Here is a 26,169-nt window from a genome sequence, read left to right on the forward strand (position 1 = left end):
TATAGAAGATTATATGGCAAGGGAAGTGCTGAGCAGATGAAGCGGAACAATCCCATAACGAAAATCCAGCAGCATATTGTTGAATTCTATCATAAAAATCCATTCCTCGAATATATTCATGCCGAGGCAGTGCCAATGGCAGACGGCGGAGTTCAGCTGGAACTGAAAGTGGAGGCTGAACACACCAATCTCTATGGCATCATTCATGGCGGGGCGTTGATGACCCTGGCGGATACTGCCATGGGGGCGGCTGCACTGGCGCGAAACAAAAAAGTCGTAACGATGAATCTCAGCATGGACTTCATGCATTCCGTACCGATGACCACCCGGATTATCGCTACGGGAACAGTCCTTCACGACGGCCGTCATACCATGACGCTGGAAAGTGAAATCCGTGATGAGGCGGGAAAACTGTTTGCCAAAGCCCATGGTACCTTTTATGTATTGGGGCGCTTTGTTGACGATTTTGCAGAATAACGCGTATAATTATTTACATAATTGCAGATTTGAACGTCTTTTTACTGGGAGGTTGTACAATGAGTGAGTTAACCTTAGCCAAGGCAAAAGAAATACTGGCCAAACATACGACGGAGGCCCATCTTTTCACCCATGCGGCAGCTGTCAGTGCAGCCATGGGGGCAATGGCCGATCATTTTGGTGCCGATAAAGAATATTGGGAAGCAATTGGGTATCTCCACGATGTGGATTATGAAGAATTCCCCGATGAACACTGCCATCATGTGCGTGAATTGCTGGCACCGGAAGGCGTGGACGAAGAAGTAATCCAGGCGATTATTTCCCATGGATGGGGCATTACCACCGATGAGAAAGAGCCCGTGACGGATATGGAAAAGAGCCTCTATACGGTGGATGAGCTCACGGGAATTGTCCAGGCCTATGCACTCATGCGCCCGGAAAAAATGGATGGGATGGAATTGAAATCCTTCAAGAAAAAATTCAAGGACAAGAAATTTGCCGCTAAATGCAGCCGGGATACCATCAAAAAAGGAATGGATATGCTTGGTATGGAACCGTCAGCGGTGATGCAATGCTGCATCGACGGCATGCAGGCACACAAGGAGGAGTTAGGCTTTTGATCGATGAACATGAATGGCGAAGCGTATTGCAGGTGGCAGAGGATGGGACATTTTCTGCCGCTGCCAAACACCTTTATGTTTCGCAGCCATCGCTGTCACAGTGCATAAAGAAAATAGAAGGGGAATTGGGCGAGGCCCTTTTTGATCGGAGCCAGACGCCTTTGCAGCTTACGCCTGCCGGGGAGATTTACGTGGAAAAGGCACGGCAGATTCAGCGGCTAAAGCAGGAATTGGTCAAGGGCACCGCGGATCTTTCGGAGCTTCGGACGGGAAATCTCTGCATCGGCAGCTCCCGGACGCGATCCTCTTGTTATTTGACCCAGCCACTTATCGATTTTCACCGGAATTATCCCGGGATTCGTTTGACGGTCCGTGAGCACAGCTTGCGGGAGCTCAAGGAAGATGTGTTGGCGGGGGCTGTGGATTTTGCACTGCTCTATGATCCGTTGCCCGATAAAAATTTTGCCTCGATACCGCTGTTGAGGGAAAGAACTCTGTTGGCGGTGCCGATGGACCACCCTTTGGCAGCCCGGTTTGGTGGCCGCCAGGTAACGCCTTATCCGACGATTTCCTTTGCCCGCCTGCACAAACAGCCCTTTATCAAATTGCAGGAAAGCCGGCGGATGGCTCATATCTATCGGCAACTTTGCCAGGAAACCCAGTGTGAACCCGATGTGGTCTTTGAAGCCAACAGCATCATCGATGCCGCCGAGCTTTGCATGGCAGGACTGGGCATTACCCTGGTTACGGATATGCTGGTGCGCGGCTGGCACTGGAAAGAATCCCCGTTCTTCTTTGAATTGGAAGAAAATGTGGAAGAACGTCAGCTGGTGGCAGCCTACGGCCGGGGACAGCATCTTTCCCAGGCGGCCAAGACTTTTATTTCCCTGTTGAAACGATAATAATAGGATGGAACGTAGGTGGAAAAACATTCCATGTACCCTAGAAAAAAGCGAGGATAATCGTATTCCAACGATTATCCTCGCTTTTTTCTAGGTATTTTGAAGGCCATTTTTGGTATTTGTCCTAATCGGTAGGTCAAGTATTTGTTTGATATTCGATTGGCAGATGGACAAGAATTAAGGGAAATGCTAATATAAGCAAAGTGTGTTATATAGGGAAATAAAATAGCCTTCCAGGAAGGAATGTGTGAAAAATGAATAAGAAAATGATTATGGGCGCAGTATGTGCGCTTGCTTGTGTTACGAATTTGGCTTTTTCTCAGCCTGCCGAAGCAGGCTTTTTATGGTTCGGAAATAGTGGTGTTATGTCCGCGTCTGAACAAGAACATTGGTCAAGAAGACTAAACAAACAAGAAACTGGCAAGGAAAAGCCTGAAATATCCGCAGAAGAGGATGAATATGGGTTATTACCTTATATTCAAAAAGCCCAGAAACGTGTTTGTGATGTAAATGGAATCCAAATTGTGACAAATAATTTTACAGATAGGGACGACTATAAGACGAAAGTTCACCCTGTCGGTTTGGTTGAGAATCAGATAGACGCATATGCTTCGGGGGGCGGTCATTATTATATTGGACTTGAAGGGTTGAGGGCAAGGAATTTATTGTCCTTTCATAATCAGTATGATTATATGGCTATTGAGCAAACGATTGCTCATGAAACGTCGCATTGCATTGATGGACATATGTTGAGAAGTGGTAAAGAATATCAAGATGAAGTCTTGGCTGAAGAAGGTAGTATTAAATACACCGACAATCTTCCTGAAGGTGGATGGGGGGGGTTAGTGGCCCATAACAACAATAATTGCTATCCTGAGATTGCCAAGAAGATACGTTGCTCTTTCGAAGCTCAGACAAAAAACAGAGTTGTTATCAAAAGCGCCGCAGATGTTCTTTATCGAGGAAAGGACAATGTTCTGTACCCGATTATCGAAGAACGCCGTGGAAATGAATCTCCCGCCAATGCTTATTTCGGTGGACAAATGGCATATTGCATGAGCAAGGACGCCTTATCCATGGGCAACATTCGTATTATCCGAAACCACCTGAAGAATGAAATCAATTACAAAGGAGACTATCTTCTGGTATGTGAGGACAGCAATCTTCCTAATGGATACCGTATTTTGACGGAATTGTACGGCGATGAGGCTACTCTTCAGGATAATTTAGATACCTTAAAAAGCAAGGTACGTAGTGGTATTCTCCCCTTGAAAAAAACAGGTATTCCAACATGGGTGTTGTGTGGATAAATAAGAACAACTCTGTTTGGAAGATGTGGCTTGCCTGCGCCATCGCCTATGATTTCGAAACAAATTGTGCCCAGAATATGGAAAAATAATTTTTTGTGACTACTAATCTTAGAAAGAGGTGTTGATAATGGCTGTTGTTCACCAAAAAGGTTCGCCGTTATTTGGCCAGGCCATAAATTATGGGCTGGGAGGCGTTGCTTGTCTCGTGACTAGCTTCTTTATGGTTTATTCTTCTATGGATTTCCTTCATGTTATTGGTATCGGAGTTTTTTTACTTAGTGGATATTTGTTTAGCCAGTGTTCCAGAAGATGCTCTGGTTCATGGGGCGAGCATAAGGCGTTATCCGCATTGTCCAAAGAGCTGCCTGACCAATACCATCTTTTCGTAAATGTAAGCGTTCATGAGAAAATGGAAAGCGATATGGTGGTCGTGGGCCCGAATGGTGTATTTCTTGTAGAGGTAAAGAGCTTCAATGGTACGCTGGAGGGCGGTGTAAACGATGGAAAATGGGTCCTTCATAAGGTGGGACGTAGGGGGGGCCGATATACCAAAACCATCAAGAATCCACTCGGACAGCTAAAACGAAACATCGCGATTCTGTCACAATATCTAAAGCTGGAACGGTGTTCTGCCTGGATTGATGGAGTAGTGTTATTTCCTAATGATGATACGGATTGGTTCGACGGAGTTCCCGACAAATGCTTCTGGGAAGCGAAGAGCGTGGCCAAACATATTCTTTGTTTTGAGCCACGTCGCCTGCTGTCGGAAAATCTTATGGGGAAAATCATCACCAGTCTGGAGAAATGCCAGAGCGGCTCTGCGATGACACTGGATGAATTTACGGATAAAAAGCAGGCATTACAAAAGGGGCGTGCGTAATGTTAAAAAAGTTGATGATTATGGTTCTATTTGGCTTATGGACTGTATCCTTAACAACACCTGTTGATGCTGGTGGTTTTATCAGTGGAAGAGATGGGAAAATGCTGACGCACCAGTTCAATTGGTATATCACAGTTTATAAGCTGAAGGATTCCCAGAAGGAAAAAATATACGAAGAAGTTTTGGAAGTACCTGTAATACAAGAGGATGGCAGTTATTTGTCCAGCTCCGATAAGATTAAGGTGTTGGAGCAGAGAACGAAAGACAATACCAACTTAATTACCCTGAGTCTCAAGGATATTGATGTGGATGGAAAATCCTATTCGGAGACATTTACTTTTGAAGACAAAGGGCAGTTTTTTCATAGAAAGGAAAACGAGGCGGGCAATATGCGGGTCAGTATGACGCGTGTTGTGAAAACCGTTAATAATCCCAGCACTTTATACTAAAAAGTTAATTGCGATTGAAAACCAATACCCCAAAAAGAAGCGTATCGTACTCCTTTTTTTGGGGTATTGGTTTTTTGAATAGGCGATATAAGCAACATGTATTTCCTCGATAGCTTTTTTTTATGTAAAATAACTCTAGTTAATAATTTGAGCAATTGTTGTGTATTGGGAAGTGTTTAGGAGGGAATACTATGTCGAAGGAGATTTCACGTCGTACCTTCATAAAGGGCGCGGCAGCAGCCGGTGTCGTTGTGGCTGCAGGTTCTTACTTCACCTGGAATGGTAACAATATTCCAGAAAAAGTCAAAAAGGGAGACGTTACCTATGATGTCCTGATCATTGGCAGCGGTGGCGCTGGTATGCGTGCAGCACTGGCAGCAGCTGAGAACAAGAATCTTAAGGTTGCTGTTATGACGAAGCTCGTACCGACGCGTTCGGCTTCGACGATGGCACAGGGCGGCATGAATGGTGTCACGGCCGTTACTGACACGGCAGATACGGTGGAGTCCCATGTGTTCGATACCATCAAGGGCGGCGACTATCTCTGCGACCAGGATGCGGTTGAATACTTCGCTGAGCGTGCAGGTGCCAACATCTATGAGATGGATTATATGGGGTATCCGTATAACCGTCAGAAGGATGGACACTTCCATCAGCGCAAGATGGGCGGCCATTCTCATGCGCGTGCTTCCTACTTCGAGGACCGTGCTGGCCATGCAATGGTTCACACGCTGTTTGAGCAGTGCCTGGACAAGGGCATTGATTTCATCTCGGAGTGCCAGATGCTTGAGATCAGCATGGGCGGTGAGAAGAATGACCAGCTCAACGGCGTTATCGCTATGGATATGCGTTCGGGGAATCTCATCGGTGTTCCGGCTAAGGCTGTTGTCATTGCGACGGGCGGTTATGGCCGTGTCTATTGGATCCGTACGTCTAATCCGTACAGCTCCACGGGCGATGGTATCGTTGCTGGCATGAATGCTGGTATCCCGTTCAAAGATCCGGAGATGGTACAGTTCCATCCGACGGGCCTTTCGGCTAACGGCGTCCTGCTGTCCGAGTCCAGCCGTGCCGAGGGTGCACAGCTCAAGAATAAGAATGGCGAGCGTTTTATGGCGAAATATGCACCGGAGAAGATGGAGCTGGCAACGCGTGATATTGTAGCGCGTGCTATTGCAACGGAGATCGAGGAAGGCCGTGGTATTGGCGAAGGCATCCATGCCGGCGTCTACATGGATTTCACGGTTATTCCGGCTGAGCGTATCCGCGAGCGTCTGGGTCAGGTTGCTGACCTTTCCAAACGCTTTGCTGGTGTCGATATCACGAAAGAGCCAGTTCCTATTGCACCGACCTGCCATTATTCCATGGGCGGTCTCGAGATGGCTGACTTCCATACGGGTGAGTCGCGCGTACCGGGCATCTATGTTGCCGGTGAGTGCAGCTGTGTATCCGTACATGGTGCCAACCGTCTGGGGGCAAACTCCCTGTCGGAGGTACTCGTCTTTGGTCATACGGCTGGCGATGGTGCAGCCGCTTACGCAAAAGAGCATAATTACGCTGGCAGCCAGGACAAACTTGCTCAGGATTGCCAGAAATGGAAAGATAAATTCGAAGAAGTCACGAACCGTCCGGAAGGCTGCGGCAAGACCGTACCGGAGATTCGTGATGCCATGGTCAATACGATGTGGTACAAGGCTGGCGTATACCGTCAGGAGGACCAGCTGAACCAGGCTACCCAGGAGCTCAAGGCTCTCGAGGAAGAGTACAAACACTGCTATGTCGGTGACTCCTCCCATGTCTACAACACGGCCTTTGAGCAGTATGTGGAGCTCGGCAACCTGCTGCAGATTTCCCATGCTATCGTACAGGGCGCATTGGCTCGTAAAGAGAGCCGCGGTGGTCATTCCCGTCGTGATTATCCGAAACGTGACGACAAGAACTTCCTCAAGCATACGCTTATCTTCAAAGACCAGAAGACGGGCGAATATCGTGCCGAGTATAAAGATGTCGTTATTACGAAATATCAGCCGAAAGAAAGGAAGTATTGATCATGGACGTAAAGCTTAGAATCCATCGCTTCGTTGAAGATAAAAAATGGGTGCAGGATTACACGCTCCCGGTTACGGTTGGCATGACGGTACTTGAGGCCCTGACGCAGATCAAAGAGCATCAGGATCCGACCCTTTCGTTTACCTGCTCCTGCCGTTCTTCCATCTGCGGCGCTTGTGCTGTCCGCGTAAATGGCAATGCCGAGCTCGCTTGTGAGATCCTCGTTGAGAACCTCATGAAACGCTATGATACGGATGAGCTCACCATTGAGCCGCTGGGCAATTTCCGCGTTATCCGCGATCTCATTGTGGATTGGGATCCGAAATATGCCCGCATCAAGAAAATCAAACCGACGGTTCATCCAAAAGATGAATTCTCGGCTGAGGAAGGCTGTAAGCAGTCTCCGGAAGATTTCAATAAATACAAGAAACTCGCCGGCTGCATCCTCTGCGGTTCCTGCGTATCTGAGTGCAACAAGAACGCACTGAATCAGGAAGACTTCCTTGACCCCTTCGTTTTTGTCAAGGCTGCCAAAATCACCCGTGATTCCCGCGATAAGGATCCGAAAGAGCACCTCAAGGCTGTTGTCGATGCTGGTCTCTGGCGTTGCTTCAACTGTCAGGAATGCACGGCAAAATGCCCGAAAGGCCTCGACCCGGCTGGTGCTATCGAGAAACTCAAAGAAGCTACCTTCAAGATGGGCCTCGATGACAACGTTGGTGCCCGCCATGCAAAAGCTATCTATGATGATATCAGCGAGTCTGGTACGCTGGATGAGTCGAAGCTCAACATTAAGTCCGAGGGCTTCTTCGCCGCCGGTCTGCGTGCGCCGATGGCTCTGCGCCTCATGCGCGTTGGCAAGATGAATCCGCTTGATAGCCATCCGGTCAACAAAGAAATCGATACGATCCGCAAAATCGTTAAGAACGCAGAAGCAGCATCGAAGGAGGAGAATTGATTATGAAATACGCATTATTCCCGGGCTGCGTCCTCGAAGGCGCTGCTGCTGAAGCTTATACGTCCCTGAAAAAAGTTTGCGAGAAGCTCGAGATTGAAATCGAAGAGATTCCAAACTGGACTTGCTGTGGTGCATCCCACGCTCAGGGCGTTGATGATTTGGCTGCCTTGGCCGTTAATGCTCGTAATATTTCCATTGCCGAGAATATGGGCTGCGATATCATGACGGTCTGCAATACTTGCACCCTGCAGCTTCGTACGGCTAAAGCTCGTCTGGACAAGGATGAGAAACTTCGTGAGAAGGTCAACAATATTCTCAAGGAGTCTGGTCATCCCTATGAGTATAAAGGCACGAGCCAGGTTACGCATTTCCTTTGGATTCTTGACGACCATCCGGAACTGCTGGATGGCAAGATTGTAAATCCGCTTAATGGTTATAAAGTTGCTGCTTACTATGGCTGCCATATCCTGCGTCCGCAGGAGGTCATGGACCATGGTGACGGCAAGCATCCGGAGTACATGGAACGCCTCGTTCGCAAGCTCGGTGCAGAGCCGGTTTGGTTCGATGCTAACCGCAAATGCTGCGGCTTCCATGCCCAGCTGGCTGCTGAGCATGATGTGCTCAAGGCTACGGGGCAGATTGTTGACAGTGCTGACCGCGCTGGCGCTGGTGCACTGGTTACGCCGTGCCCGCTCTGCCAGATGCAGCTCGATATGTACGAGCCGGAAGGCCGTGAGGCCGTTCACTCCCAGGCACAGGTTCCTATCCTGCACCTGCAGCAGCTCGTTGGTCTGGCTCTGGGCCTGACGAAAGAGGAAGTTGGCTTCAACCGCCACGTCTCTGCACAGGATAAGCTTAAACTGGGCTGATAAATACGCGTACCCTTTCCTAAAATTTAGATAAACACACACATCACAACACAAAGGTGACAGGCTCACAAAGAGTCTGTCACTTTTGTGTTATACTGAAGAAAAAATGCAGGGGGTATTGGGGATGGCAAAGGTTGTTATCATTGGAGCTGGGCCTGCCGGCGTATCGGCAGCTCTTTATGCACGCCGGGGAGGCGCTGAAGTAACGGTGGTTTCCAGTGGCAAGGATACCGGTAGTCTTACCAAAGCACACTTGATTGAAAATTACTATGGCTTGGCTGAACCGGTAAGCGGGGCTGAGCTTTTTCAGCGTGGCATCCAGGGGGCTAAGCGCATTGGGGTGGAGTTTCTTGAAGATGATGTGGTGGCGGTGACTTTTGCGGAGGATTTCCATGGGTTCCAGGTGGAAACCAAGCAAGAGAAATACGACGCGGACAGCGTCATCCTGGCTGCTGGGGCAGCTCATAAAACCCTGCCAGTTCCTGGTATCCGCGAATTTGAGGGCAAAGGCGTCAGCTATTGTGCCATTTGCGATGCCTTTTTCTATCGCCAGAAGAAAGTAGCTGTTATCGGTGCTGGCGAATATGCCCTCCATGAGGCTTCAGCTTTGCTTCCCCATGCGGCTCAGGTTACATTGCTGACCAATGGGGAAGAACCTGGCTGCAGCTTTCCGGAGTCAGTGGGCATCAAGACGGCGAAGCTTTCCGCGGTGGAAGGCAGCGGCCGGGTGCAGCAGGTGCGCTTTCAGGATGGTTCCGTCCTGCCTGTCGATGGCGTATTTTTAGCGGTGGGGGTTGCCGGTAGTACTGAACTAGCCCGAAAGATGGGGATCATGCTAGAAGGAAATGCCATTAAGGTGGATGAACATATGGCGACCAATATCCCTGGAATATTTGCCGCTGGTGATTGCACCAGCGGTTTACGGCAGGTGGCAAAAGCCGTCTATCAGGGGGCTGAGGCGGGGCTGGCTGCTTTACGTTTCCTGCGGGAGAAAGACGTGTAACCGGCATTAGACGAACCTTGCATGTTTATGGTAAAATCAATACTAGCTTTTGAATGAAATAACGAATCTTGGGTAATTCTGGAAATGAGGAACATGTAATGATTAAATTAATCTTGTCCGATATGGATGGAACGCTGCTGGATGAGGCGGGCCAATTACCGGCGGAATTTGATGCCATGATGGAAAAACTCCATGACCGCGGGGTTATGTTTGCGCCAGCCAGTGGCCGTCAATACTACTCGCTGGTGAACAGCTTTCCTAAGTATGCCGATACGTTCCTCTTTGTCAGCGACAATGGCACGATGGTCCGCCAGCATGGAGAGGAACTTTTCTCGGATGTCATCGAGCGGGATCGGGCAATGGAAATCGTCAACAGCGTAAACGACAAGCCGGACATCTACAATGTGTTTTGCGGCAAGAAAAAGGTCTATCTGCTCAAGGATAAGCAGCCGGAAAAATACATGGATGAGCTCATGAAATATTTTAGCGAAATCGAATTGGTCGACTGCTTTGAAGAAGTCGACGATGAACCCATCAAGATTTCTTTTTTCACGGCTGACGGGGATGCCGATACGAAGATTTTTCCGCTGCTCAAGCATTACGAAAGCTCAATGCAGGTGGTATTGGCAAGTGCCTATTGGGTGGATATTACTAACCTTGGAGCCAATAAAGGCATGGCCGTACGCAAGATTCAGGAACGTCTGGGCCTGGCGCCGGAAGAATGTGCAGCATTTGGCGACTATATGAACGACAAGGAGATGCTGGAGTCGGTTTATTACAGTTATGCCATGGCCAATGCGTATCCGGCCATCAAGGACGTTGCCCGTTTCACGGCCAAGAGCAATGCCGAAGCTGGTGTTATGGTCAAGATTCAGCAGCTGCTCGATGCGGGACTGTGCTGATAGCCGTCATGCGGAATTATCCTTAATGGTATTGTAAGAAAAATATAAGGAAAAACATCATTTTCATTTAAGGAAGCTCCAATTCAAGATTCCTATACTTTAAACGAAGAAGGGAAATACCCAAGATAAAATTTTGAGGTAAAGGAGTCATGAACATGAAGTTTGATAAAAAGAAAGTAACGGCATTGGCAATGGCTGGCATGATGGGATTTGGCATTGCTACAGTTTCTCTGTCGGGCGTTTCAGAGGCACATCGTCACCATGCTCAGCAGACGTTTGAAGACGGAACGAGCAATAAGTACAGCCATCGCATGAACGAAGAAGATATGACGCATAAGCAGAATGTCCGCGCGCTCAAATACCAGAAGCGCCATGGCCAGATTGGCGAGAAAGAGTACAACCGCCAGCTGCGTCAGGAGCAGGAACGCCATGATAAAATCATCGAGGGCATCAAGGATGAATATGAGGCGCATAATCCGCATAAAAGCAAATAATCCGGAATGCCGGTTTTGACCGTCAGGCAGAGGCCTGACGGCCTTTTCTTTATATTGCATATTGCCAGATGAAACGGTATAATCAATAATAGGAAACTATGGACAAGTATACGCTTTAGAACTTATTCCGTGAAACGAAAAGCAGGTGATACATAATGCCGATGAAAATAGATAATATGACGACAAAAGGGCCGTCGATTTCCGTGAGCCGCAGTAGCGAGGATGAGCGTGTCCGCGACATGGACACTGATTTTAGCACGGAACTTGCCAATCAGGAAGAAACGGTGACAATGGAACAGCTCGACAAGCTGCTCCGGCAGATTGATGAACAGGGGGCGCGGCTTTCCAAGACGCCGACCTATGATGAACTGAAGTCGTACCGCACGCTCATCAAGAACTTTGTCGGTGAGGCGGTCAATCATATGTATGAGCTTCACACGCAGGCCGGCTGGGACCGCATGGGCCGTCAGAAGGTGTATACCACCGTTCGCAAAATTGACAAACGGCTGGAGGAGATGGCAGAGAAAATTCGCCTGGGCCAGGCCAGCCAGCTCGATATTGTGGCCAGTCATGACGCCATCCGCGGGATGCTCGTGGACCTTTACATGTAATGGAACTCAATTGGAATAAGATTATCGGGCATGAGAAGCAAAAGCGTGAGCTGCGGACCATGCTGCAGGAAGGCCGTCTGCCCCATGCCCTGCTATTCACTGGTCCCGATGGTATCGGCAAGAAAATGCTAGGGCGGATGCTGGCAGCAGCCATTCTCTGCGGGGAGGAAGATGGCCCCTGCGGTCATTGTGAATCCTGCCAGTCGATGCGGCTTGCCAGTCATCCTGATTATTACGAGGTGCTGCCGGAAGTCCGGGGTAAGTCCGCCAAGGTTATTCGTATTGAACAGATTCGCGAGATGCAGACGGTGGCTTCCCGTTATCCGGTTATGGCTAAGAGCCGGGTGGTGCTCATCGATGAGGTGGAGTGCATGAATGAGGCGGCTGCCAACAGTCTGTTGAAGACGTTGGAGGAGCCGGAAGGACAGGTTACCTTCATTTTGGTCACCAGTGCCCGCAGTTCCCTATTGGATACCATTGTTTCCCGCTGTATGCCGGTAGCCTTTGGCATGCTTCCGGTGGAGGCGATGACGGCTGCCCTGCAGGAGCGCGGCGTTCCGGCAGAAGATGCAGCTGAGCTTTCCGCTTTGGCGGATGGGAGCCTTGGACGGGCGGTAACCCTCTTCGAAAATGGCGGATTGGCCCTTCGCAACGATGCCCTGTCCGTGCTGTCCCAGCTGGATGACATGGATATGGATAAACTTTGGCAGCTGGCCAAGGAAAAAGGCGATTTGGAACGGGAAAAACTCGTGGAGTGGTTCCTGTATTTTAATATGCTGCTTCGCGACATGCTGGTGCTTTATGAGGATGGGGCGAGCCCGCTCTTGTACCATCAGGATTGCCGCGTAAAGCTGGCTCAGCTTTTGCCGCAGTTTCCGGAGCATAAGATATTCGCGATGCTGCGGGAGGTTCGGGAAATGCAGCGCCGTTTGCAGGCAAATGTAAACCTGCGGTTGCAGATGGAAGGTTTTTTATTGCGTATACGCGATTTGACATAAAGGTTGTAGGAGGATAATTTTGCAGAAAATCATCGGAGTCCGCTTTAAAAAAGCGGGAAAGATATATTATTTCGGCCCGGGCAATCTGGAGATTGAGGCCGGGCAGCGCGTTATCGTCGAGACTGCCCGCGGTATGGAGTGCGGGCTGACGGTCCTTGGCCCTCGGGAGGTAGAGGACAGCGAAGTCATGCAGCCGTTGAAGATTGTCCATCGGATAGCCAATGCTTCCGACCTTCAGCGTCTGGAGGATAACAAGAAACGGGAGAAAGATGCTTTTGGCATTTGTGAGAAAAAGATTCAGGAACACAAACTGCCCATGAAGCTGGTCGAAGTGGAGTATACCTTCGACATGAACAAGATTATCTTCTACTTTACGGCCGATGGCCGCATCGACTTCCGCAACCTGGTCAAGGACTTGGCCTCGGTATTCCGTACCCGCATCGAACTTCGCCAGATTGGCGTTCGCGATGAGGCAAAACTCATGGGCGGAATTGGCTGCTGTGGCCGCCCCCTCTGCTGTGCGTCGTTCCTGGGGGACTTTGAGCCGGTTTCCATCCGCATGGCCAAAGAGCAGAATCTCTCCCTGAATCCCACCAAGATTTCGGGGATTTGCGGCCGCCTGATGTGCTGCCTCAAATATGAAAACGACTGTTACTGCGAGAATTGTCACAAGAAGCCTAAGAAGGTGCTGGCACCGACCCAGGGCAGCCGGGTGGTGTCCTTGGAAGGGGAAGGCAAGGTCATCTCCCTCAACCAGCAGCGCCGCACGGCGACTATCCTGCTGGATAACAGCCGCACGATTGTCGCTTCCTGGGAAGATGTCATCGAGAAGGATGATGACAGCGATATGATGGAGGGCTTCGAGGTTCCCCGTGAGGAAATCATCGCGGCACCGGAGATAGCGGAAGACAGCGGCAAGCAGCCGGAACAGCAGGAGCGTCCGCGCCGTGAACGCAACCGCCGTCCGCGGGAGAAACGCAAGGACGATGGCCGGCGGGACAACCGTGACGGCCGGGAAAACAAAGACCATCGCGGTGGCAATTCCCATAATCGCCGCCGTCCACGGGGAGAGCATGAGAAACAGAACCGGGAAGGCGGCAATCGCCAGCGCCGCGACCGCCGTCCACGGGGCAGCCGTGAGAAGGGCAATGGTGGCAATAACGGTGGAGGAAGAGAAAACAAAGAATGAGAGACGTCAGCCTGAAAGAAAATGAACGGCTTGACGATTTGATGAGGAGCGGGCGGCACATCATCCAGAATACGCAGGAATTTTGCTTTTCTCTGGATGCGGTGCTGCTCGCCCACTTTTTATCGTGGAAAAGCCGGCAGCGGGTTTTGGATTTGGGCACGGGGACAGGGGTGATTCCCCTGCTGATTGCCGATGAGGTAGCTCGGGTAGATGCCATTGAACTAAACGAAGTCATGGCGGATGTGGCGGCCCGCAACGTTTGGATGAATGAACTGGACGACAAGATTTTTGTAAAAGCTGGAGATTATCGTCAAATCCGGGAGCTTTATGCCCCGGAGTCTTTTGATGCGGTGGTGGCTAATCCCCCCTATCGGCCTGTGGCCCACGGCCAGGTCAATCAAATGTCAGGGGTGGCTAGAGCCCGCCATGAGTTTACGGCGACGTTGGATGATGTGGTTCGGGCGGCCCGCTTTGCCCTGCGTTTCGGGGGGCGCTTTGCCATGGTCCATCTGCCAGAACGGTTGGGGGAAATCATTGTGAGCCTTCACGAACACCAGATGGAGCCCAAGCGGCTGCAGATGGTTCAGCCCAAAGCTGGCAAGGCCCCCAATATGATGCTGATTGAAGCGGTGGTGGGGGCTGCCCCCGGGGGCCTCAAGGTACTGCCGCCCCTCATTGTCCATCAGGAAGATGGTAGTTATACCGCAGAAATCCTGCAGATTTACGGCATGGAGGAAGGGAACAAATGACAACGGAAGAGAAGAAGGGCACGCTGTATTTGTGTGCAACCCCAATCGGCAATCTGGAAGATATGACCTATCGCGCTGTGCGGATGCTGGGGGAAGTGGACTTGATTGCGGCCGAGGATACCCGACACACCCGGCAGCTGTTGACGCATTTTGACATTCATACGAAGCTGACCAGCTATCACGAACACAATAAATTTACCAAGGGGCCGGAACTTATCGAATACCTGCAGCAGGGCCATGACCTGGTCTGTGTCAGCGATGCAGGGCTGCCGGGGATTTGCGACCCCGGCAGCCATTTAGCGGAATTGGCGATTGCGGCGGGCATCCGTGTGTCACCGCTGCCGGGGTGCAACGCCGGCCTTTCGGCACTGATTTGTTCAGGCCTTGATACGACGCTGTTCACCTTTGTGGGCTTTTTGCCCAAGACGGCGAAAAAACAGCAGGAAACCCTGGCACGGGTCAAGGGCTATGAGGGAACCTTGATTTTTTATGAGGCCCCCCATCATTTGAAGGCAACCCTCAAGCAGCTTGAGGGTTGCTTGGGGAACCGCCGGGCGGTATTGGGCCGTGAGCTTACGAAGAAATTCGAGGAATTTCGCCGGGGCAGCCTGCAGGAGTTGTTGGCCTATTATCAGGAAAATGACCCGCGGGGTGAATATGTCATTTTGGTGGAAGGTGCCAGCGAGGAGTCGTGCTCAGTGGAAGAAGATACACTGCCCAAGGACCCAGTTCGCCTTTGTCAGCAGTTGATGGCTGACGGTTTGGATAAGAAGTCGGCCATGCGGGAAACGGCTAAGAAGTTGGGCCTCAGCCGGCGGGATGTTTATCAGGCGCTGCTGGCAGAGGACGCCGAATAAGCGGTAACAGGGATTTTGCCCAGATAGCTGACCGGACAATTTTGCCTTTGGCAAAATGGCCGCAATGGCGTTATAATAGAAAAGATAGACGAAAACCCGAATCATTAGCGGGTTATTATAAGGAGGATCATTTTCCATGACAGAGAAAAAACCATTTTACATTACGACACCGATTTATTATCCGAGTGCTAAGCTGCACATCGGTCATGCATACTGCACGACGATTGCGGATTCTATTGCTCGTTTTCACCGTTTGGCCGGTGAAGATGTGTTCTTTCTGACTGGTTCAGACGAACATGGTCAGAAAATCCAGGAGAAGGCCGAAGAGCAGGGAATCAAGCCCATCGAGTACACGAATAAAATCGTTGCCGGTTTCCAGAATCTCTGGAAACTCTTGAACATCAGCAACGATGATTTCATCCGCACGACCGAGAAACGTCATGAGAAAGTGGTTCAGGAAATCTTCCGCCGTATCTATGCCAAAGGCGATATCTACAAAGGCTCGTATAAAGGCCTTTACTGCACGCCTTGCGAGAGCTACTGGACGGAGCACCAGCTGGATGAAAACGGTTGCTGCCCGGACTGCCATCGCCCGGTTCAGGAAGTAGCCGAAGAAGCTTATTTCTTCAAGATGAGCAACTACCAGGATAAAATCCTGGATTACATCGAGAAGAATCCGGATTTCATCCAGCCGGCTTCCCGCCGCAATGAGATGATTAACTTCATCAAACAGGGATTGGAGGACCTCTGCATTTCGCGTACCTCCTTTGATTGGGGTATTCCGGTTCCCATCGATGAAAAACATGTTATCTATGTTTGGTTCGATGCGCTGACGAACTATCTTACGCCAATCGGCTTCCTCGATGACCCGGAGAAGTTTAACAAATTCTGGCCAGCAGACCTGCATCTGGTGGGCAAGGAAATCGTCCGTTTCCACACTATTATCTGGCCGTGCATCCTGATGGCACTGGATCTGCCACTGCCGAAGAAGGTTTATGGCCACGGCTGGTTGATTGTCGATGGCGACAAGATGTCCAAATCCAAGGGCAACGTAGTTGACCCGATTGGCCTTATCGATGAGTTTGGCGCCGATGCGATCCGTTACTTCCTGCTCCGGGAAATCAATTTGGGACAGGATGGCAACTTCTCCCGGGATGCCCTTATCCAGCGTATCAACAGTGATTTGGCCAATGACTTGGGCAATCTGCTGCACCGTACCCTTAACATGATCGGCAAGTTCCAGGATGGTGTGGTACTGGCGCCCCAGGGAGAGAGTGAAATCGATAAATCCCTGAAGGCTGATGCTGCAGAAACGGTTAAGTTCTTTGATGAGAACATGCAGAAGATGGAATTGTCCCTTACCATCAAGAAGGTTTGGGCCTTCATCAGCCGGGCCAACAAGTATATTGACGAAACGGCCCCCTGGGCTCTGGCCAAGGATGAAACGAAGAAACAGGAACTGGCAAATGTCATGTACAATCTGGTGGAATCCCTGCGCCATATCAGCGTGCTGATTGAGCCGTTTATGCCGGTTACCGCTGGGCGCATCTGGCAGCAGCTCAACCTGCCGCAGGCTTTTGCGACGGTACAGCTTGACGATATCCGCCAGTGGGGCGGCACGCCGGCTGACCTCAAGGTCGGTACGCCGGAGCAGCTCTTCCCGCGCATTGAAGTGGAGAAAGAGGAACAGCCGAAACAGGCCAAACAGCCAAAGCAGAAAAAAGAGAAGAAGGCAGAAAAGAAAGCCGATAACGGCGAAGTCACTTTTGATGAATTCAGCAAGGTGCAGCTTCGTGTCGTCAAGGTTTTGGAAGCTGAGCCAGTTCCGGAAACGGAGAAACTGCTGAAACTCAAGGTGGATTTGGGATCGGAACAGCGCGAACTGGTATCGGGCATTGCCAAACACTACGCACCAGCTGACCTCATCGGTAAAAATGTCGTCATGGTGGTAAACCTCAAGCCAGCGAAAATCCGTGGCGTTGTTTCCCATGGGATGATTCTGGCGGCATCGGCTGGGGATGACTTGAAAGTCCTGTCCGTGGATATGCCGGTAGGAGCTGTCGTAAAATGATGGAGCTGGTGGATACCCATACCCATCTAAACGATGCGAAATTTTCCGGTCATGAGCAGGAGGCAATTGAGCGGGCCAGAAAAAACGGTGTAACCCGTATCATCAATATGGGGGATACGCTGGAGTCCTCTGCCAAGGCGGTGGAATTGGCAGCGGCTTATGAGGGCGTTTATGCCGGTGTCGGCATCCATCCCGAGGAAGCCTTCCCGCTGACTAGCCGGGAAGATGAGAGGCTGGCGGCCTGGACCCAGCAGCCACGGGTGGTGGCTATTGGGGAAATCGGCTTGGATTATTACTGGGAAAAGGACCAGGAGAAACGCCAGCTGCAGCAGCAGGTGTTTATTCATCAGCTGGATTTGGCTCGTCAGCTGCATCTGCCGGTCTGTGTCCATGACCGGGATGCTCATGGAGATACTCTGGCCATCCTCAAACGGGAAGGAAAGGGTATTCGTGGTGTTATGCACTGTTTTTCGGGAAGCTGGGAAATGGCGCAGGAGCTTTTGAAGATGGGCTGGTACATCGGAGTGGATGGGCCGCTGACCTTCAAGAACGCCGCCAAGCTGCCGGAAATCGTGCAGAAATTCCCGTTAGAGCGCCTGCTGGTGGAGACGGATGCTCCCTATATGGCTCCGGTTCCCATGCGGGGCAAGCAAAACGAGCCGGCTTATGTCCGGTTTGTGGCTGAGAAAGTAGCCGAAATCAAGGGCATTTCGATGGAAATTGTGGCAAAACAAACCTCACAGAATGCGGAGGAATTATACGGGCTTTAAACCCTAAAAATCATGATTTTTTAGCAAAAGTGGTGGACGACCTCACGAAAGAGGCCTCCACCACTTTTCTATTCCCATTTTTCAGCTTGTTTTCAGCGTAAAGTGGGAGAATAGATACGTTGAATTTGACAAGTAAGTTTGCCACATGGTATACTTCTTGAAGTTCTTCACGCAAAATTTAAAGGGGGCTTTCAATGAGTTTAACGAAACTTATTACGTTCAACAAAAAAGAAAAGAAAATGGTGCTTTGCTTGATGCTGGCAGCCATGATGATGATGACAACGGGTTTTACCCGCAATACGATTCCTACGAATATTCACCAGGTATCCATCGAAGTCGATGGACGTACCATTACTACCAATACTACCCATACGAGCCCGGACTATATCCTTTCCCGGGCTGGCGTGAAACTTAGCGCCAATGATGAATTCCATATGGAAAAAATCAATGATAGAAATACGAAAATCACAGTTTACCGCGCGGTCCCGGTAACTGTATCGTACGAAGGTCAGAAAAAGGAAGTTATGACCAGTAAGCAGACCGTAGGAGACGCCCTGATCGAGTTGGGCTACAACCTGGAAGACGTTGATGCGGCTCCGGGGCTGGATACGAAAATTGAGGAGAACTTAGACATAGTTGTTAAAGACAATGCCGCTAAACTTCAGGCATTGGCTCTGAAGCGTGAAGAGATGATGAAACCAAAGGTACAGACGGAGAGCGGCTCCACGAGCTATCGCGCTGTCTATACGATGGAAGCAACGGCGTACCTGCCGACGGATGGCAGCCCGGAAGGCCTTACGGCCATGGGGATTCCTGCTACGCGCGGTGTCGTTGCCGTAGACCCGCGGGTGATTCCGCTGGGTTCCCGCGTGTATATCCCCGGTTATGGCATTGCCATTGCCGCTGATACGGGCGGCGCAATCCGTGGCGAGCGCATCGACCTTTGCATGGAAACTTATAGTGAGTGCATGAACTTTGGTCGCCGCGACGTACAGGTCTACGTGTTAGACTGATTGTCAATTCAAATAGAAGCCTTTCCGGATAAATCGGAAGGGCTTTTTTCTTGTCCACAGGAAAATGGCTTGGGCGTATTCCCATGAAGATGTATTAATTAATCTACTTTTGTAACATTTATTAACATTTTTTAAAAGAATTATGCTATAATTATTGTTAATTGATAGCAGTTGGTTATCCTGGCGGATTCAGCTGTTCAAACCACCGAAAGGACGCATGTTGATGGACCAAAGCAAGACCGTCGTCTTGACGAAAAGAATATTGAGGGAATACTACGAGTTTGGGAATATTGTCGACATCCAGAAATTATTTACCGAGGATGTCATTCTTTTTGGTATTCATTCTGAGACTTATGCGACGGGGAAGCTAAAGGCGGAACAACTCCTGCGGAAGATGCATCAGGACATTGATTCCTGTCGTGTTACGAAAATCAAATGTGTGGAAGCGGAAACTGAAGAGGGCCTGACTGTTCGGGCTAACGTGGTCTATTCGACCAATGAGCGTATGCGCAACATGCATCAGGTATTAGTAATCTACCGGGATACGGAAGTGGGGCGGCAGATTTGCGGGATGCATTTTCAGCGGGACATGCGCCAGGAATTGACTTATCAGGTGGTAAGCTCGCGGATCTTGAATCGCGGTGGGGAAAACGAATCCACCATGGAGGAAATCGTGGATATGGTTTCTTCCTATGTCAACTGTGCTTATGTCCAGTATCGTCCTGATAAAGGGCTGCCCCTTGACTACTACAGTGATGAGTTGTGGCGGATGTTAGGCTATGCCTCCAGCGCGGATTTTGGTGCCGGTTTGGAGGGGCAAATCCAGCGGATTATCCATGGGGATGATTTGGAGCCAAGCCGGGAAGAAATCAAGCGCCAGCTGCTTAAAACCGATACCTATCAAGTGGAATACCGTCTGTGCCGTCAGGATGGCAGTTATATCTGGTGCATGGAGTGTGGCCGCTATGTTTTCAACAAGCGGTCGGGGGTTGGAATATTCAATGCGGTTATTACCAATCTGTCTCCGTTGAAGCAGACCCATGCAACGTTTTTGTACAACCTTCGTCATGACCGTTTGACCGGGTTATATAATAAGAAGGCTTTTTGTCGGCGTACGGCGGAAATCCTTGATGAGAACCCCCATACTGAGTTTGAAATCATGCGCTTCAACATTGCCCGCTTCAAGGTCATCAATGACCTGTTTGGCGAGGAAATTGGCGATAAGCTTTTGAAATATGTGGCGCATTTCCTAAAGAGCATCCGCTTGGAGCCCTGTGCCTATGGCAGGCTTTATGCGGATAATTTCCTGCTCTGCTATCCGACGGAAAATAACGTGCGGGAGCATCTGATTCATTCGCTGCAAATGCTGGCCGAATCCTTTGCGCTCGATTATCGGATTGAATTTTATTTTGGCGTGTATACGGTAAGGGATCCGGAGCTTTCCATCACGACCATGCTGGATCGTGCCTCCATGGGGCTTTCCCGTGCCCAGCATAACGGCTTGGTGCTCTGCGGGGAATACGATGAGGATATGCGGGAATGCATTGTCAACGAGCAGGTCATTGTGAACAATATGCATGGCTCGCTGCAGCGGGGAGAATTTTTGGTTTATCTGCAGCCCAAATACGAGCTCATGAGTGAAAAAGTTGTAGGTGCCGAGGCTTTGGTGCGTTGGCTCCATCCTCAGCTGGGCTTTATTTCTCCGGCGAAATTCATTCCGGTGTTTGAGCAGAATGGTTTCATATATCAGTTGGATAAATACGTCTGGGAGCGGGCTTGCCAGCTTTTGCGGGAAGATATGGATAAAGGCCGTCCGATTCTGCCGATTTCCGTCAACGTATCCCGCATTGATTTGTACAGTCCGAATATCGTCCAGGTCTTTGAAAATCTCATTCGGAAATACCGGATTCCGCCGCGGTATCTGGAATTGGAGCTGACGGAAAGCGCCTATGTGGAAAATCCGCAACAGATTATCGAGATTGCCAAGCAGCTCCAGGGAAAAGGGTTCCCTATCCTGATGGATGACTTTGGCAGCGGGTATTCTTCGCTTAACATGCTCAAGGATATGCCCGTAGATATTTTGAAGATTGACCTGAAATTTTTGGCGGACAGCGATAAAGAGGATAATGGCCGTGGCGGCAATATCTTAAACTCGGTGGTTCGTATGGCCAAGTGGCTCCATATCCCGGTTATTGCCGAAGGGGTGGAGACCCAGCAGCAGGCCGATTTCCTGCGGACTATCGGCTGTGAATGCGTGCAGGGATTTTTCTATTCCAAGCCGGTGCCGGTGGATGTCTATGAGGGCTTGGTGGACCAGGGCTATAGCAATGACCCGGTTCTGGTGCCCTTGGGGACTGACGATACGGCGGATATGATGACCATGTCGGCCCAGCTGACGGTGCTGTTTAACAGCTCAGGGGGAGCTATCGGGCTTTATGAGCTGGTGGGCAGCAGTCTGGAAATCCTGCGTGTCAACGATGGCTATTTCAAGCTGTTCGGCGATCCGCGGGAGAAGGTTTACGGTCCAGACAATCAGATTATGGACCGGATTGTGGCGGAAGACCATGATACCTTCTGGCAGTTAATCAGTGAAGCGGCCAATAAGAAAACGGGCTGCGAGGGGGAGATTCGCCGTCGCTGCAGTGATGGCCGCATTGTCTGGATACGGATGCGGGCCAGCATCATTTGCGTTGAGAACATGCGGACTTTGCTCTATTTGGTTATGGAAGATATCACACCGCTGGCTAAGGAAAGAGCCCAGTTAAAAGAATTACGGGAACGGCTGCGGGCCATAAACCCGGAGGAAGTAGCAAAATTCGAGCGGGAATATAATCTGCGGAAATAAAGGGACTGAGAAATTGCAGGTTGTAGGTTAGCTGGGTTCGGATTCGAAGCAGCTCCTCGCCGCCGCTAGGGGCAGTACCAACACTACGCGGGAGATATTTTCCTAAACGAAATTTTTATCGTTAATTAAGCATCGGAAAAATCCAAAACGCGCTTCGCTTGGACGGTAGAATTTTTCCGACGAAAGGGGAAGATAAAAATTTCGTTCTTAACGGAAAATATCAAACGCTTCGTTTATGGCACTGCCCCTAGCGGCGGCTGACTTTTGGAACTAAAAGCCTTCCCCTCTGGGGAAGGTGCCCCGTCAGGGGCGGATGAGGTAGCACCTTAAGCTATTATGCTTATCGTAATGCGTATAAAGGGACCTCATCCGAGCGCTTCGCGCCCGCCGCCGGCGAGTTACTTCGAACACGAACGCACTAACCTACAAACTGCAATTTGTAATAAGTGTGTGGATCATGTAGCAGAAGCCCTCATAAGTTAGACGAATCAATCTAACTTATGAGGGCTTCTATATTTTATGTTAACGTAAAGGGATGTTTCACCGTCTCGGTGGCGTTAATTTTTGATGATGGTCATATCGTCATGGTCGGCTTCGGCTTTTTGGATCATGACTTTGAGGCGTTCGATATTTTTCTTGTGGCGGTTGATGGCAAAACCGATGCGGATGTGTTCTTCCTCGGTAAAATCCGGATTTTCGTAGGATTTTTCGATGCGCTTGAGCCGTTCTTCCACTTCGTGCAGTTCATCTTTCATGGGCTTTACATGTTCTAAAGCAAAGCCGTAAACGGCGCGGATCTGGTCTTCGACATATTTGGCGTAACCCGGTTCGCCGGATACGTCTTCCAAACGTTTGGCAATATGATAGATGATGTCAAACGGGCTTTCGCCACTGTGTATCATGTTGAGGATTTCCATTTTGACCTGTTGCTGCACCCCATGGGCCTGGGTGACGATTGGGTCAAGTTCCTGTTCATTTGTATTTTGAGTGGGGACGTTTTCCTGTCCAGCTTGTTCTTCAGCCATATTATAAGTCCTCCTTTGTAACACTTCGGTTATTATGATTAGTATAGCATAGTATAGCAAAAAAAGAAAAAAAACGTAAGTTTACACATTTACAGTGGACAAGTAATTTAAATGTTGCATTGTAAAGTACATTTATGCTATAATGCATTTATCGCTTTAGAAAGACAGGGCCTCATTCATGTTCGCTCGGTTTGGACATGGATTTTTTTGTGCCTTGTAATGTTCACTGCAAAAGGACAAACGGGTTCTTTTGTAAAAAGAAAAGGGTGTTAGTATGAATCAAATGTCTAAAGGAGAAATCTTGACCGTTGGGTTTATGATGTTCTCAATCTTCTTCGGTGCGGGAAATCTTATCTTTCCGCCAGCTTTGGGTCAGGCCGCTGGGGATCATGTGCTGACGGCAATGATTGGCTTTTTGGTAACGGGGGTAGGTTTGCCCTTGCTGGGAATCACGGCGATTGCCCTGCAGGGCGGGAAATATATTGAATTCATCCGCAAGATGACTTACCCGTGGATGGCGACGATGCTGCTGGTCATTCTTTACCTGACCATCGGACCCTTGTTCGCCATGCCGCGTACTGGTGCGGTTTCCTTTGAAATCGGCATCCGTCCCTTCCTGTCGGCTGACAATATGACGCTGGGGCAGGCGGTCTATACGGCAATTTTCTATGCTGCATCTTATTATCTGGCCCTGAATCCGAACAAGCTGATCGACCGGGTGGGCAAGATGCTGACGCCGGTTCTGCTGGTATTTTTGGTTATTCTGTTTGCCAAGGCGTTCGTGACGCCGTTGGGAGACATCCTCGATGCTACGGGGGCTTATATTGAAACGCCGTTTGTCCAAGGTTTCCAGGACGGCTATCAGACGATGGACCTTTTGGCTTCCCTGGCAATCGGTACGCTGGTTGTCAATGCTATCCGCATGCGCGGGGTTACTTCGAATCGCGCCATCAGCCAGGTTTGCTTGATTGCCGGACTGATTTCGGTAGTATTGATGTCCATGGTTTATGGCTCCCTTTCTTATATTGGTGCAACCAGCGCCAGTGTGTTGGGGCATTCGGAAAATGGCGGTCAGCTGCTGGCAGCTGCTATCTCGATTTTCTTTGGACCGGCGGGCAACTTGCTGGTGGCAGTCATCATTTCCTTGGCCTGCCTTACCACTTGCTGCGGCATAACTTCGGGTACGGCCTGGTTCTTTAATAAGCTCTTCAAGAATAAGATTTCCTATGAGCGCTTGCTGCTCTTCAGCATTTTGTTCAGTTTCGTCGCCTCCAATGTGGGGTTGACCCAGATTATCACGCTGACGATTCCATTCCTGGTGGGAATCTATCCGCTGGTTATCGTCTTCGTCCTGTTGTCGCTGTTTGACCGCTTCATTGATTGGCGTCGTAGTGTTTACCGTGGTGCCATGAACTTCACCATGGTATTTGCCATCATCGACGGCCTTAATGCGGCCAGCATTCAGCTGCCAGGGGTCAATGAATTCCTGACGGCGTATCTGCCCTTCTACAGCATTACCATGGGTTGGGTAATTCCGGCCTTGCTGGGGGCCTTCCTCGGTTTCGTCTATTCCTGTTTTCAGGAAAAGCCGGTTGATGTAAGTGTAGCAAGCTAATTGAATATAGAAATGCCTCTGCCTTGGCAGGGGCATTTTTTAGTACCTAAAGCTGTTATCCACAGAAACACTGTGGATGATTGCTGAAAAACTGTGGATAAGGTGTTAAAAAGAGGGAGAATTATCCACAACTATCCACAGAAAAGGCCGGTAACATTCGCTACCTGGTGGATAACTAGGTTTATGGTATAATTTTTGCCATGAGAAAGGCAGGGATTGTTATGAAGGTGGAATGGAAACGCCAGGAAGAACGGAAAACGGTACGGGAAATTGTAAAGATATATTGTCGTGGTCATCATCATGATCGGGAAGCTGGCCATGAATTGTGTCCGGATTGTGAAGCGATTGCCGCCTATGCCGATATCCGCATTACGAAATGTCCCCGTATGGCGGTGAAGACCTTTTGCAGTGTTTGTCCGATTCACTGTTATGCCAAGCCCCAGCGGGAATTGATTTTGACGATTATGCGTTACAGCGGCCCACGGATGCTTTGGCATCATCCGGTTATGGCGCTCCGTCATATCCTGATTCAATGGCGGACGCGGTATGGACTGCGAAAAAGCGAAAAATGATATGCCGCCGCTTTTCCGGTGAGAAAGTTCTTTCCGTATTTCCTTTTGGCAGGTATAATTATTAAGGAACTGATTCGGAAAAGGAAGGGGAATGTGCTTTGAAACCTTATGAAAATATTTTGCTGATAAGTGACCTGGATGGGACTTTGATTCCGCGCGGTGGCGTGATTTCGGAAGAAAATAAAGAAGCACTTCATCGGTTTGTGGAAGGGGGAGGCTGTTTTGCGATTGCTACGGGCCGCACCCCAGAGGCAGCGGCAGGTTATGTAAAAGATTTGCCCATCAATGCACCGAGTATTTTCTTTAATGGCTCGATGCTCTACGATTGGAATAAAAAGGAAATCCTGGCGACTTGCCCGTTGCGTTCGGCAGAGGATAAGACTGTTTGGCCGCGGTTTGCCGAGGCGGTGCGTGAGTCCTTTCCCCATGCTTGCATCGAGGTATATACGGCGGAGAATTGTCATATCATCAGCGATGAAAAATACGACGACCCCCGTCTTCCCTTTGAGTATTATAAATACGAGCACTGCAATTTGGATAAACTCCGGGATACGGAGAAAACGCCATGGCTTAAATTCTTTATTTGCGCGGAACCGGCTGTGCTTCATCGCGTAGAACGCTTGGAAAAGAAATTTGGTATCGATGCCTTAACCAATAGTTTTTATTCTGAGGTAAATTATTATGAATTTGTAGCCAAGGGTGTATCCAAGGGGACCATGGTGGAAAAAATCCGTCAGCTGCCGGAATGGAAAAATTATCGGATTATCGCCGCAGGAGATTATCTCAATGATAACGAAATGCTGGAACTAGCAGATGTTGGTGTTGCTTCAGGAAATGCCCATGATGCAACTAAGGCAGTGGCTAATCGTACGGGCTGTAGAGTGGAAGAACATTTGATGGCTTGGATTTTGGAGCATGTCGTAGAAGGCGGGGAGGCTTGA

General features: G+C 49.7%; 25 protein-coding genes. 24 read left to right on the plus strand and 1 reads right to left on the minus strand.

Annotated features, from left to right (window positions below; all coding sequences use genetic code 11):
* Positions 1-36: 36 nt before the first annotated feature.
* From BLQ36_RS08920 to BLQ36_RS09020, 21 genes are all read left to right on the plus strand, one after another.
* Positions 37-477: a PaaI family thioesterase gene (locus tag BLQ36_RS08920; RefSeq protein ID WP_074515263.1), complete on the plus strand. Its 441-nt coding sequence runs from the start codon at positions 37-39 to the stop codon at positions 475-477.
* 59 nt (positions 478-536) lie between these two features.
* Positions 537-1,097: an HDIG domain-containing metalloprotein gene (locus tag BLQ36_RS08925; protein WP_074515264.1), complete on the plus strand. Its 561-nt coding sequence runs from the start codon at positions 537-539 to the stop codon at positions 1,095-1,097.
* Positions 1,094-1,999: a LysR family transcriptional regulator gene (locus tag BLQ36_RS08930; protein ID WP_081342296.1), complete on the plus strand. Its 906-nt coding sequence runs from the start codon at positions 1,094-1,096 to the stop codon at positions 1,997-1,999. The genes BLQ36_RS08925 and BLQ36_RS08930 overlap by 4 nt, the downstream gene beginning before the upstream one ends.
* Before the next feature lie 254 nt (positions 2,000-2,253).
* Positions 2,254-3,309, plus strand: coding sequence for a hypothetical protein (locus BLQ36_RS08935; protein ID WP_074515265.1), 1,056 nt, complete (start codon positions 2,254-2,256; stop codon positions 3,307-3,309).
* A gap of 127 nt (positions 3,310-3,436) precedes the next feature.
* Positions 3,437-4,189 (plus strand): nuclease-related domain-containing protein, encoded by a 753-nt coding sequence (locus BLQ36_RS08940; protein WP_074515266.1) that lies wholly within the window; start codon positions 3,437-3,439, stop codon positions 4,187-4,189.
* On the plus strand, positions 4,189-4,638 hold the full coding sequence (locus BLQ36_RS08945) for a hypothetical protein (protein ID WP_074515267.1): 450 nt from the start codon (positions 4,189-4,191) through the stop codon (positions 4,636-4,638). Before BLQ36_RS08940 ends, BLQ36_RS08945 begins: the two co-directional genes overlap by 1 nt.
* 191 nt (positions 4,639-4,829) lie before the next feature.
* Positions 4,830-6,686, plus strand: a complete 1,857-nt coding sequence (locus BLQ36_RS08950) for an FAD-binding protein (protein WP_074515268.1) — start codon at positions 4,830-4,832, stop codon at positions 6,684-6,686.
* Positions 6,687-6,688: 2 nt separating this feature from the next.
* A complete protein-coding gene (locus BLQ36_RS08955) occupies positions 6,689-7,645 on the plus strand; it encodes a succinate dehydrogenase/fumarate reductase iron-sulfur subunit (RefSeq protein ID WP_074515269.1) in 957 nt (318 codons plus the stop codon).
* A 2-nt stretch (positions 7,646-7,647) separates the two neighbouring features.
* Positions 7,648-8,514 carry a CoB--CoM heterodisulfide reductase iron-sulfur subunit B family protein gene (locus BLQ36_RS08960; RefSeq protein ID WP_074515270.1) on the plus strand — a complete coding sequence of 289 codons (867 nt, stop codon included), beginning with the start codon at positions 7,648-7,650 and terminating at the stop codon, positions 8,512-8,514.
* 124 nt (positions 8,515-8,638) lie between these two features.
* Positions 8,639-9,517 carry an NAD(P)/FAD-dependent oxidoreductase gene (locus tag BLQ36_RS08965; protein ID WP_074515271.1) on the plus strand — a complete coding sequence of 293 codons (879 nt, stop codon included), beginning with the start codon at positions 8,639-8,641 and terminating at the stop codon, positions 9,515-9,517.
* 98 nt (positions 9,518-9,615) lie between these two features.
* A complete protein-coding gene (locus tag BLQ36_RS08970; protein ID WP_074515272.1) occupies positions 9,616-10,419 on the plus strand; it encodes an HAD family hydrolase in 804 nt (267 codons plus the stop codon).
* A 155-nt stretch (positions 10,420-10,574) separates the two neighbouring features.
* A complete protein-coding gene (locus tag BLQ36_RS08975; RefSeq protein WP_074515273.1) occupies positions 10,575-10,913 on the plus strand; it encodes a hypothetical protein in 339 nt (112 codons plus the stop codon).
* A gap of 155 nt (positions 10,914-11,068) precedes the next feature.
* Positions 11,069-11,524: a YaaR family protein gene (locus tag BLQ36_RS08980; RefSeq protein WP_074515274.1), complete on the plus strand. Its 456-nt coding sequence runs from the start codon at positions 11,069-11,071 to the stop codon at positions 11,522-11,524.
* A complete protein-coding gene (gene holB, locus BLQ36_RS08985) occupies positions 11,524-12,522 on the plus strand; it encodes a DNA polymerase III subunit delta' (RefSeq protein ID WP_074515275.1) in 999 nt (332 codons plus the stop codon). Before BLQ36_RS08980 ends, holB begins: the two co-directional genes overlap by 1 nt.
* Before the next feature lie 19 nt (positions 12,523-12,541).
* Positions 12,542-13,711 (plus strand): PSP1 domain-containing protein, encoded by a 1,170-nt coding sequence (locus tag BLQ36_RS08990; RefSeq protein ID WP_074515276.1) that lies wholly within the window; start codon positions 12,542-12,544, stop codon positions 13,709-13,711.
* Positions 13,708-14,460 carry a tRNA1(Val) (adenine(37)-N6)-methyltransferase gene (locus BLQ36_RS08995; protein WP_074515277.1) on the plus strand — a complete coding sequence of 251 codons (753 nt, stop codon included), beginning with the start codon at positions 13,708-13,710 and terminating at the stop codon, positions 14,458-14,460. Before BLQ36_RS08990 ends, BLQ36_RS08995 begins: the two co-directional genes overlap by 4 nt.
* Positions 14,457-15,317 (plus strand): 16S rRNA (cytidine(1402)-2'-O)-methyltransferase, encoded by an 861-nt coding sequence (gene rsmI, locus BLQ36_RS09000; RefSeq protein WP_074515278.1) that lies wholly within the window; start codon positions 14,457-14,459, stop codon positions 15,315-15,317. The genes BLQ36_RS08995 and rsmI overlap by 4 nt, the downstream gene beginning before the upstream one ends.
* 136 nt (positions 15,318-15,453) lie before the next feature.
* A complete protein-coding gene (metG, locus tag BLQ36_RS09005) occupies positions 15,454-17,388 on the plus strand; it encodes a methionine--tRNA ligase (RefSeq protein ID WP_074515279.1) in 1,935 nt (644 codons plus the stop codon).
* Complete coding sequence (locus BLQ36_RS09010) at positions 17,388-18,158, plus strand: TatD family hydrolase (protein ID WP_074515343.1); 771 nt, start codon at positions 17,388-17,390, stop codon at positions 18,156-18,158. Before metG ends, BLQ36_RS09010 begins: the two co-directional genes overlap by 1 nt.
* A 194-nt stretch (positions 18,159-18,352) precedes the next feature.
* Positions 18,353-19,171, plus strand: a complete 819-nt coding sequence (locus BLQ36_RS09015) for a G5 and 3D domain-containing protein (protein WP_074515280.1) — start codon at positions 18,353-18,355, stop codon at positions 19,169-19,171.
* A gap of 223 nt (positions 19,172-19,394) precedes the next feature.
* Positions 19,395-22,016: an EAL domain-containing protein gene (locus BLQ36_RS09020; protein WP_074515281.1), complete on the plus strand. Its 2,622-nt coding sequence runs from the start codon at positions 19,395-19,397 to the stop codon at positions 22,014-22,016.
* Positions 22,017-22,573: 557 nt separating this feature from the next.
* On the opposite strand, the gene BLQ36_RS09025 is transcribed toward BLQ36_RS09020, so the two are convergent.
* Positions 22,574-23,041, minus strand: coding sequence for a hypothetical protein (locus BLQ36_RS09025; RefSeq protein ID WP_412582855.1), 468 nt, complete (start codon positions 23,039-23,041; stop codon positions 22,574-22,576).
* A 274-nt stretch (positions 23,042-23,315) separates the two neighbouring features.
* On the opposite strand from BLQ36_RS09025, the gene brnQ reads away from it, so the two are divergent.
* The 3 genes from brnQ to BLQ36_RS09040 all read left to right on the plus strand — a co-directional run bounded on the left by brnQ (position 23,316) and on the right by BLQ36_RS09040 (position 26,169).
* The gene (gene brnQ, locus BLQ36_RS09030) at positions 23,316-24,656 is read left to right on the plus strand and encodes a branched-chain amino acid transport system II carrier protein (RefSeq protein ID WP_074515282.1); all 1,341 of its coding nucleotides are present in this window, start codon (positions 23,316-23,318) and stop codon (positions 24,654-24,656) included.
* Positions 24,657-24,877: 221 nt separating this feature from the next.
* Entirely contained in the window at positions 24,878-25,228 is a 351-nt protein-coding gene (locus tag BLQ36_RS09035) for a nitrous oxide-stimulated promoter family protein (protein WP_074515283.1), read from the plus strand.
* A 98-nt stretch (positions 25,229-25,326) separates the two neighbouring features.
* Positions 25,327-26,169 carry an HAD family hydrolase gene (locus tag BLQ36_RS09040; RefSeq protein WP_074515284.1) on the plus strand — a complete coding sequence of 281 codons (843 nt, stop codon included), beginning with the start codon at positions 25,327-25,329 and terminating at the stop codon, positions 26,167-26,169.

The sequence above is a fragment of the Selenomonas sp. WCT3 genome (genome assembly GCA_900100835.1).
Taxonomy (GTDB): Bacteria; Bacillota; Negativicutes; order Selenomonadales; family Selenomonadaceae; genus Selenomonas_A; species Selenomonas_A ruminantium_E.

Coding starts and splice junctions, on each gene's coding strand:
- BLQ36_RS08920 (WP_074515263.1), top strand. CDS start 37: ATGAAGCGGAACAATCCCATAACGAAAATCCAGCAGCATATTGTTGAA.
- BLQ36_RS08925 (WP_074515264.1), top strand. CDS start 537: ATGAGTGAGTTAACCTTAGCCAAGGCAAAAGAAATACTGGCCAAACAT.
- BLQ36_RS08935 (WP_074515265.1), top strand. CDS start 2,254: ATGAATAAGAAAATGATTATGGGCGCAGTATGTGCGCTTGCTTGTGTT.
- BLQ36_RS08940 (WP_074515266.1), top strand. CDS start 3,437: ATGGCTGTTGTTCACCAAAAAGGTTCGCCGTTATTTGGCCAGGCCATA.
- BLQ36_RS08945 (WP_074515267.1), top strand. CDS start 4,189: ATGTTAAAAAAGTTGATGATTATGGTTCTATTTGGCTTATGGACTGTA.
- BLQ36_RS08950 (WP_074515268.1), top strand. CDS start 4,830: ATGTCGAAGGAGATTTCACGTCGTACCTTCATAAAGGGCGCGGCAGCA.
- BLQ36_RS08955 (WP_074515269.1), top strand. CDS start 6,689: ATGGACGTAAAGCTTAGAATCCATCGCTTCGTTGAAGATAAAAAATGG.
- BLQ36_RS08960 (WP_074515270.1), top strand. CDS start 7,648: ATGAAATACGCATTATTCCCGGGCTGCGTCCTCGAAGGCGCTGCTGCT.
- BLQ36_RS08965 (WP_074515271.1), top strand. CDS start 8,639: ATGGCAAAGGTTGTTATCATTGGAGCTGGGCCTGCCGGCGTATCGGCA.
- BLQ36_RS08970 (WP_074515272.1), top strand. CDS start 9,616: ATGATTAAATTAATCTTGTCCGATATGGATGGAACGCTGCTGGATGAG.
- BLQ36_RS08975 (WP_074515273.1), top strand. CDS start 10,575: ATGAAGTTTGATAAAAAGAAAGTAACGGCATTGGCAATGGCTGGCATG.
- BLQ36_RS08980 (WP_074515274.1), top strand. CDS start 11,069: ATGCCGATGAAAATAGATAATATGACGACAAAAGGGCCGTCGATTTCC.
- holB (WP_074515275.1), top strand. CDS start 11,524: ATGGAACTCAATTGGAATAAGATTATCGGGCATGAGAAGCAAAAGCGT.
- BLQ36_RS08995 (WP_074515277.1), top strand. CDS start 13,708: ATGAGAGACGTCAGCCTGAAAGAAAATGAACGGCTTGACGATTTGATG.
- rsmI (WP_074515278.1), top strand. CDS start 14,457: ATGACAACGGAAGAGAAGAAGGGCACGCTGTATTTGTGTGCAACCCCA.
- metG (WP_074515279.1), top strand. CDS start 15,454: ATGACAGAGAAAAAACCATTTTACATTACGACACCGATTTATTATCCG.
- BLQ36_RS09010 (WP_074515343.1), top strand. CDS start 17,388: ATGGAGCTGGTGGATACCCATACCCATCTAAACGATGCGAAATTTTCC.
- BLQ36_RS09015 (WP_074515280.1), top strand. CDS start 18,353: ATGAGTTTAACGAAACTTATTACGTTCAACAAAAAAGAAAAGAAAATG.
- BLQ36_RS09020 (WP_074515281.1), top strand. CDS start 19,395: ATGGACCAAAGCAAGACCGTCGTCTTGACGAAAAGAATATTGAGGGAA.
- BLQ36_RS09025 (WP_412582855.1), bottom strand. CDS start 23,041: ATGGCTGAAGAACAAGCTGGACAGGAAAACGTCCCCACTCAAAATACA.
- brnQ (WP_074515282.1), top strand. CDS start 23,316: ATGAATCAAATGTCTAAAGGAGAAATCTTGACCGTTGGGTTTATGATG.
- BLQ36_RS09035 (WP_074515283.1), top strand. CDS start 24,878: ATGAAGGTGGAATGGAAACGCCAGGAAGAACGGAAAACGGTACGGGAA.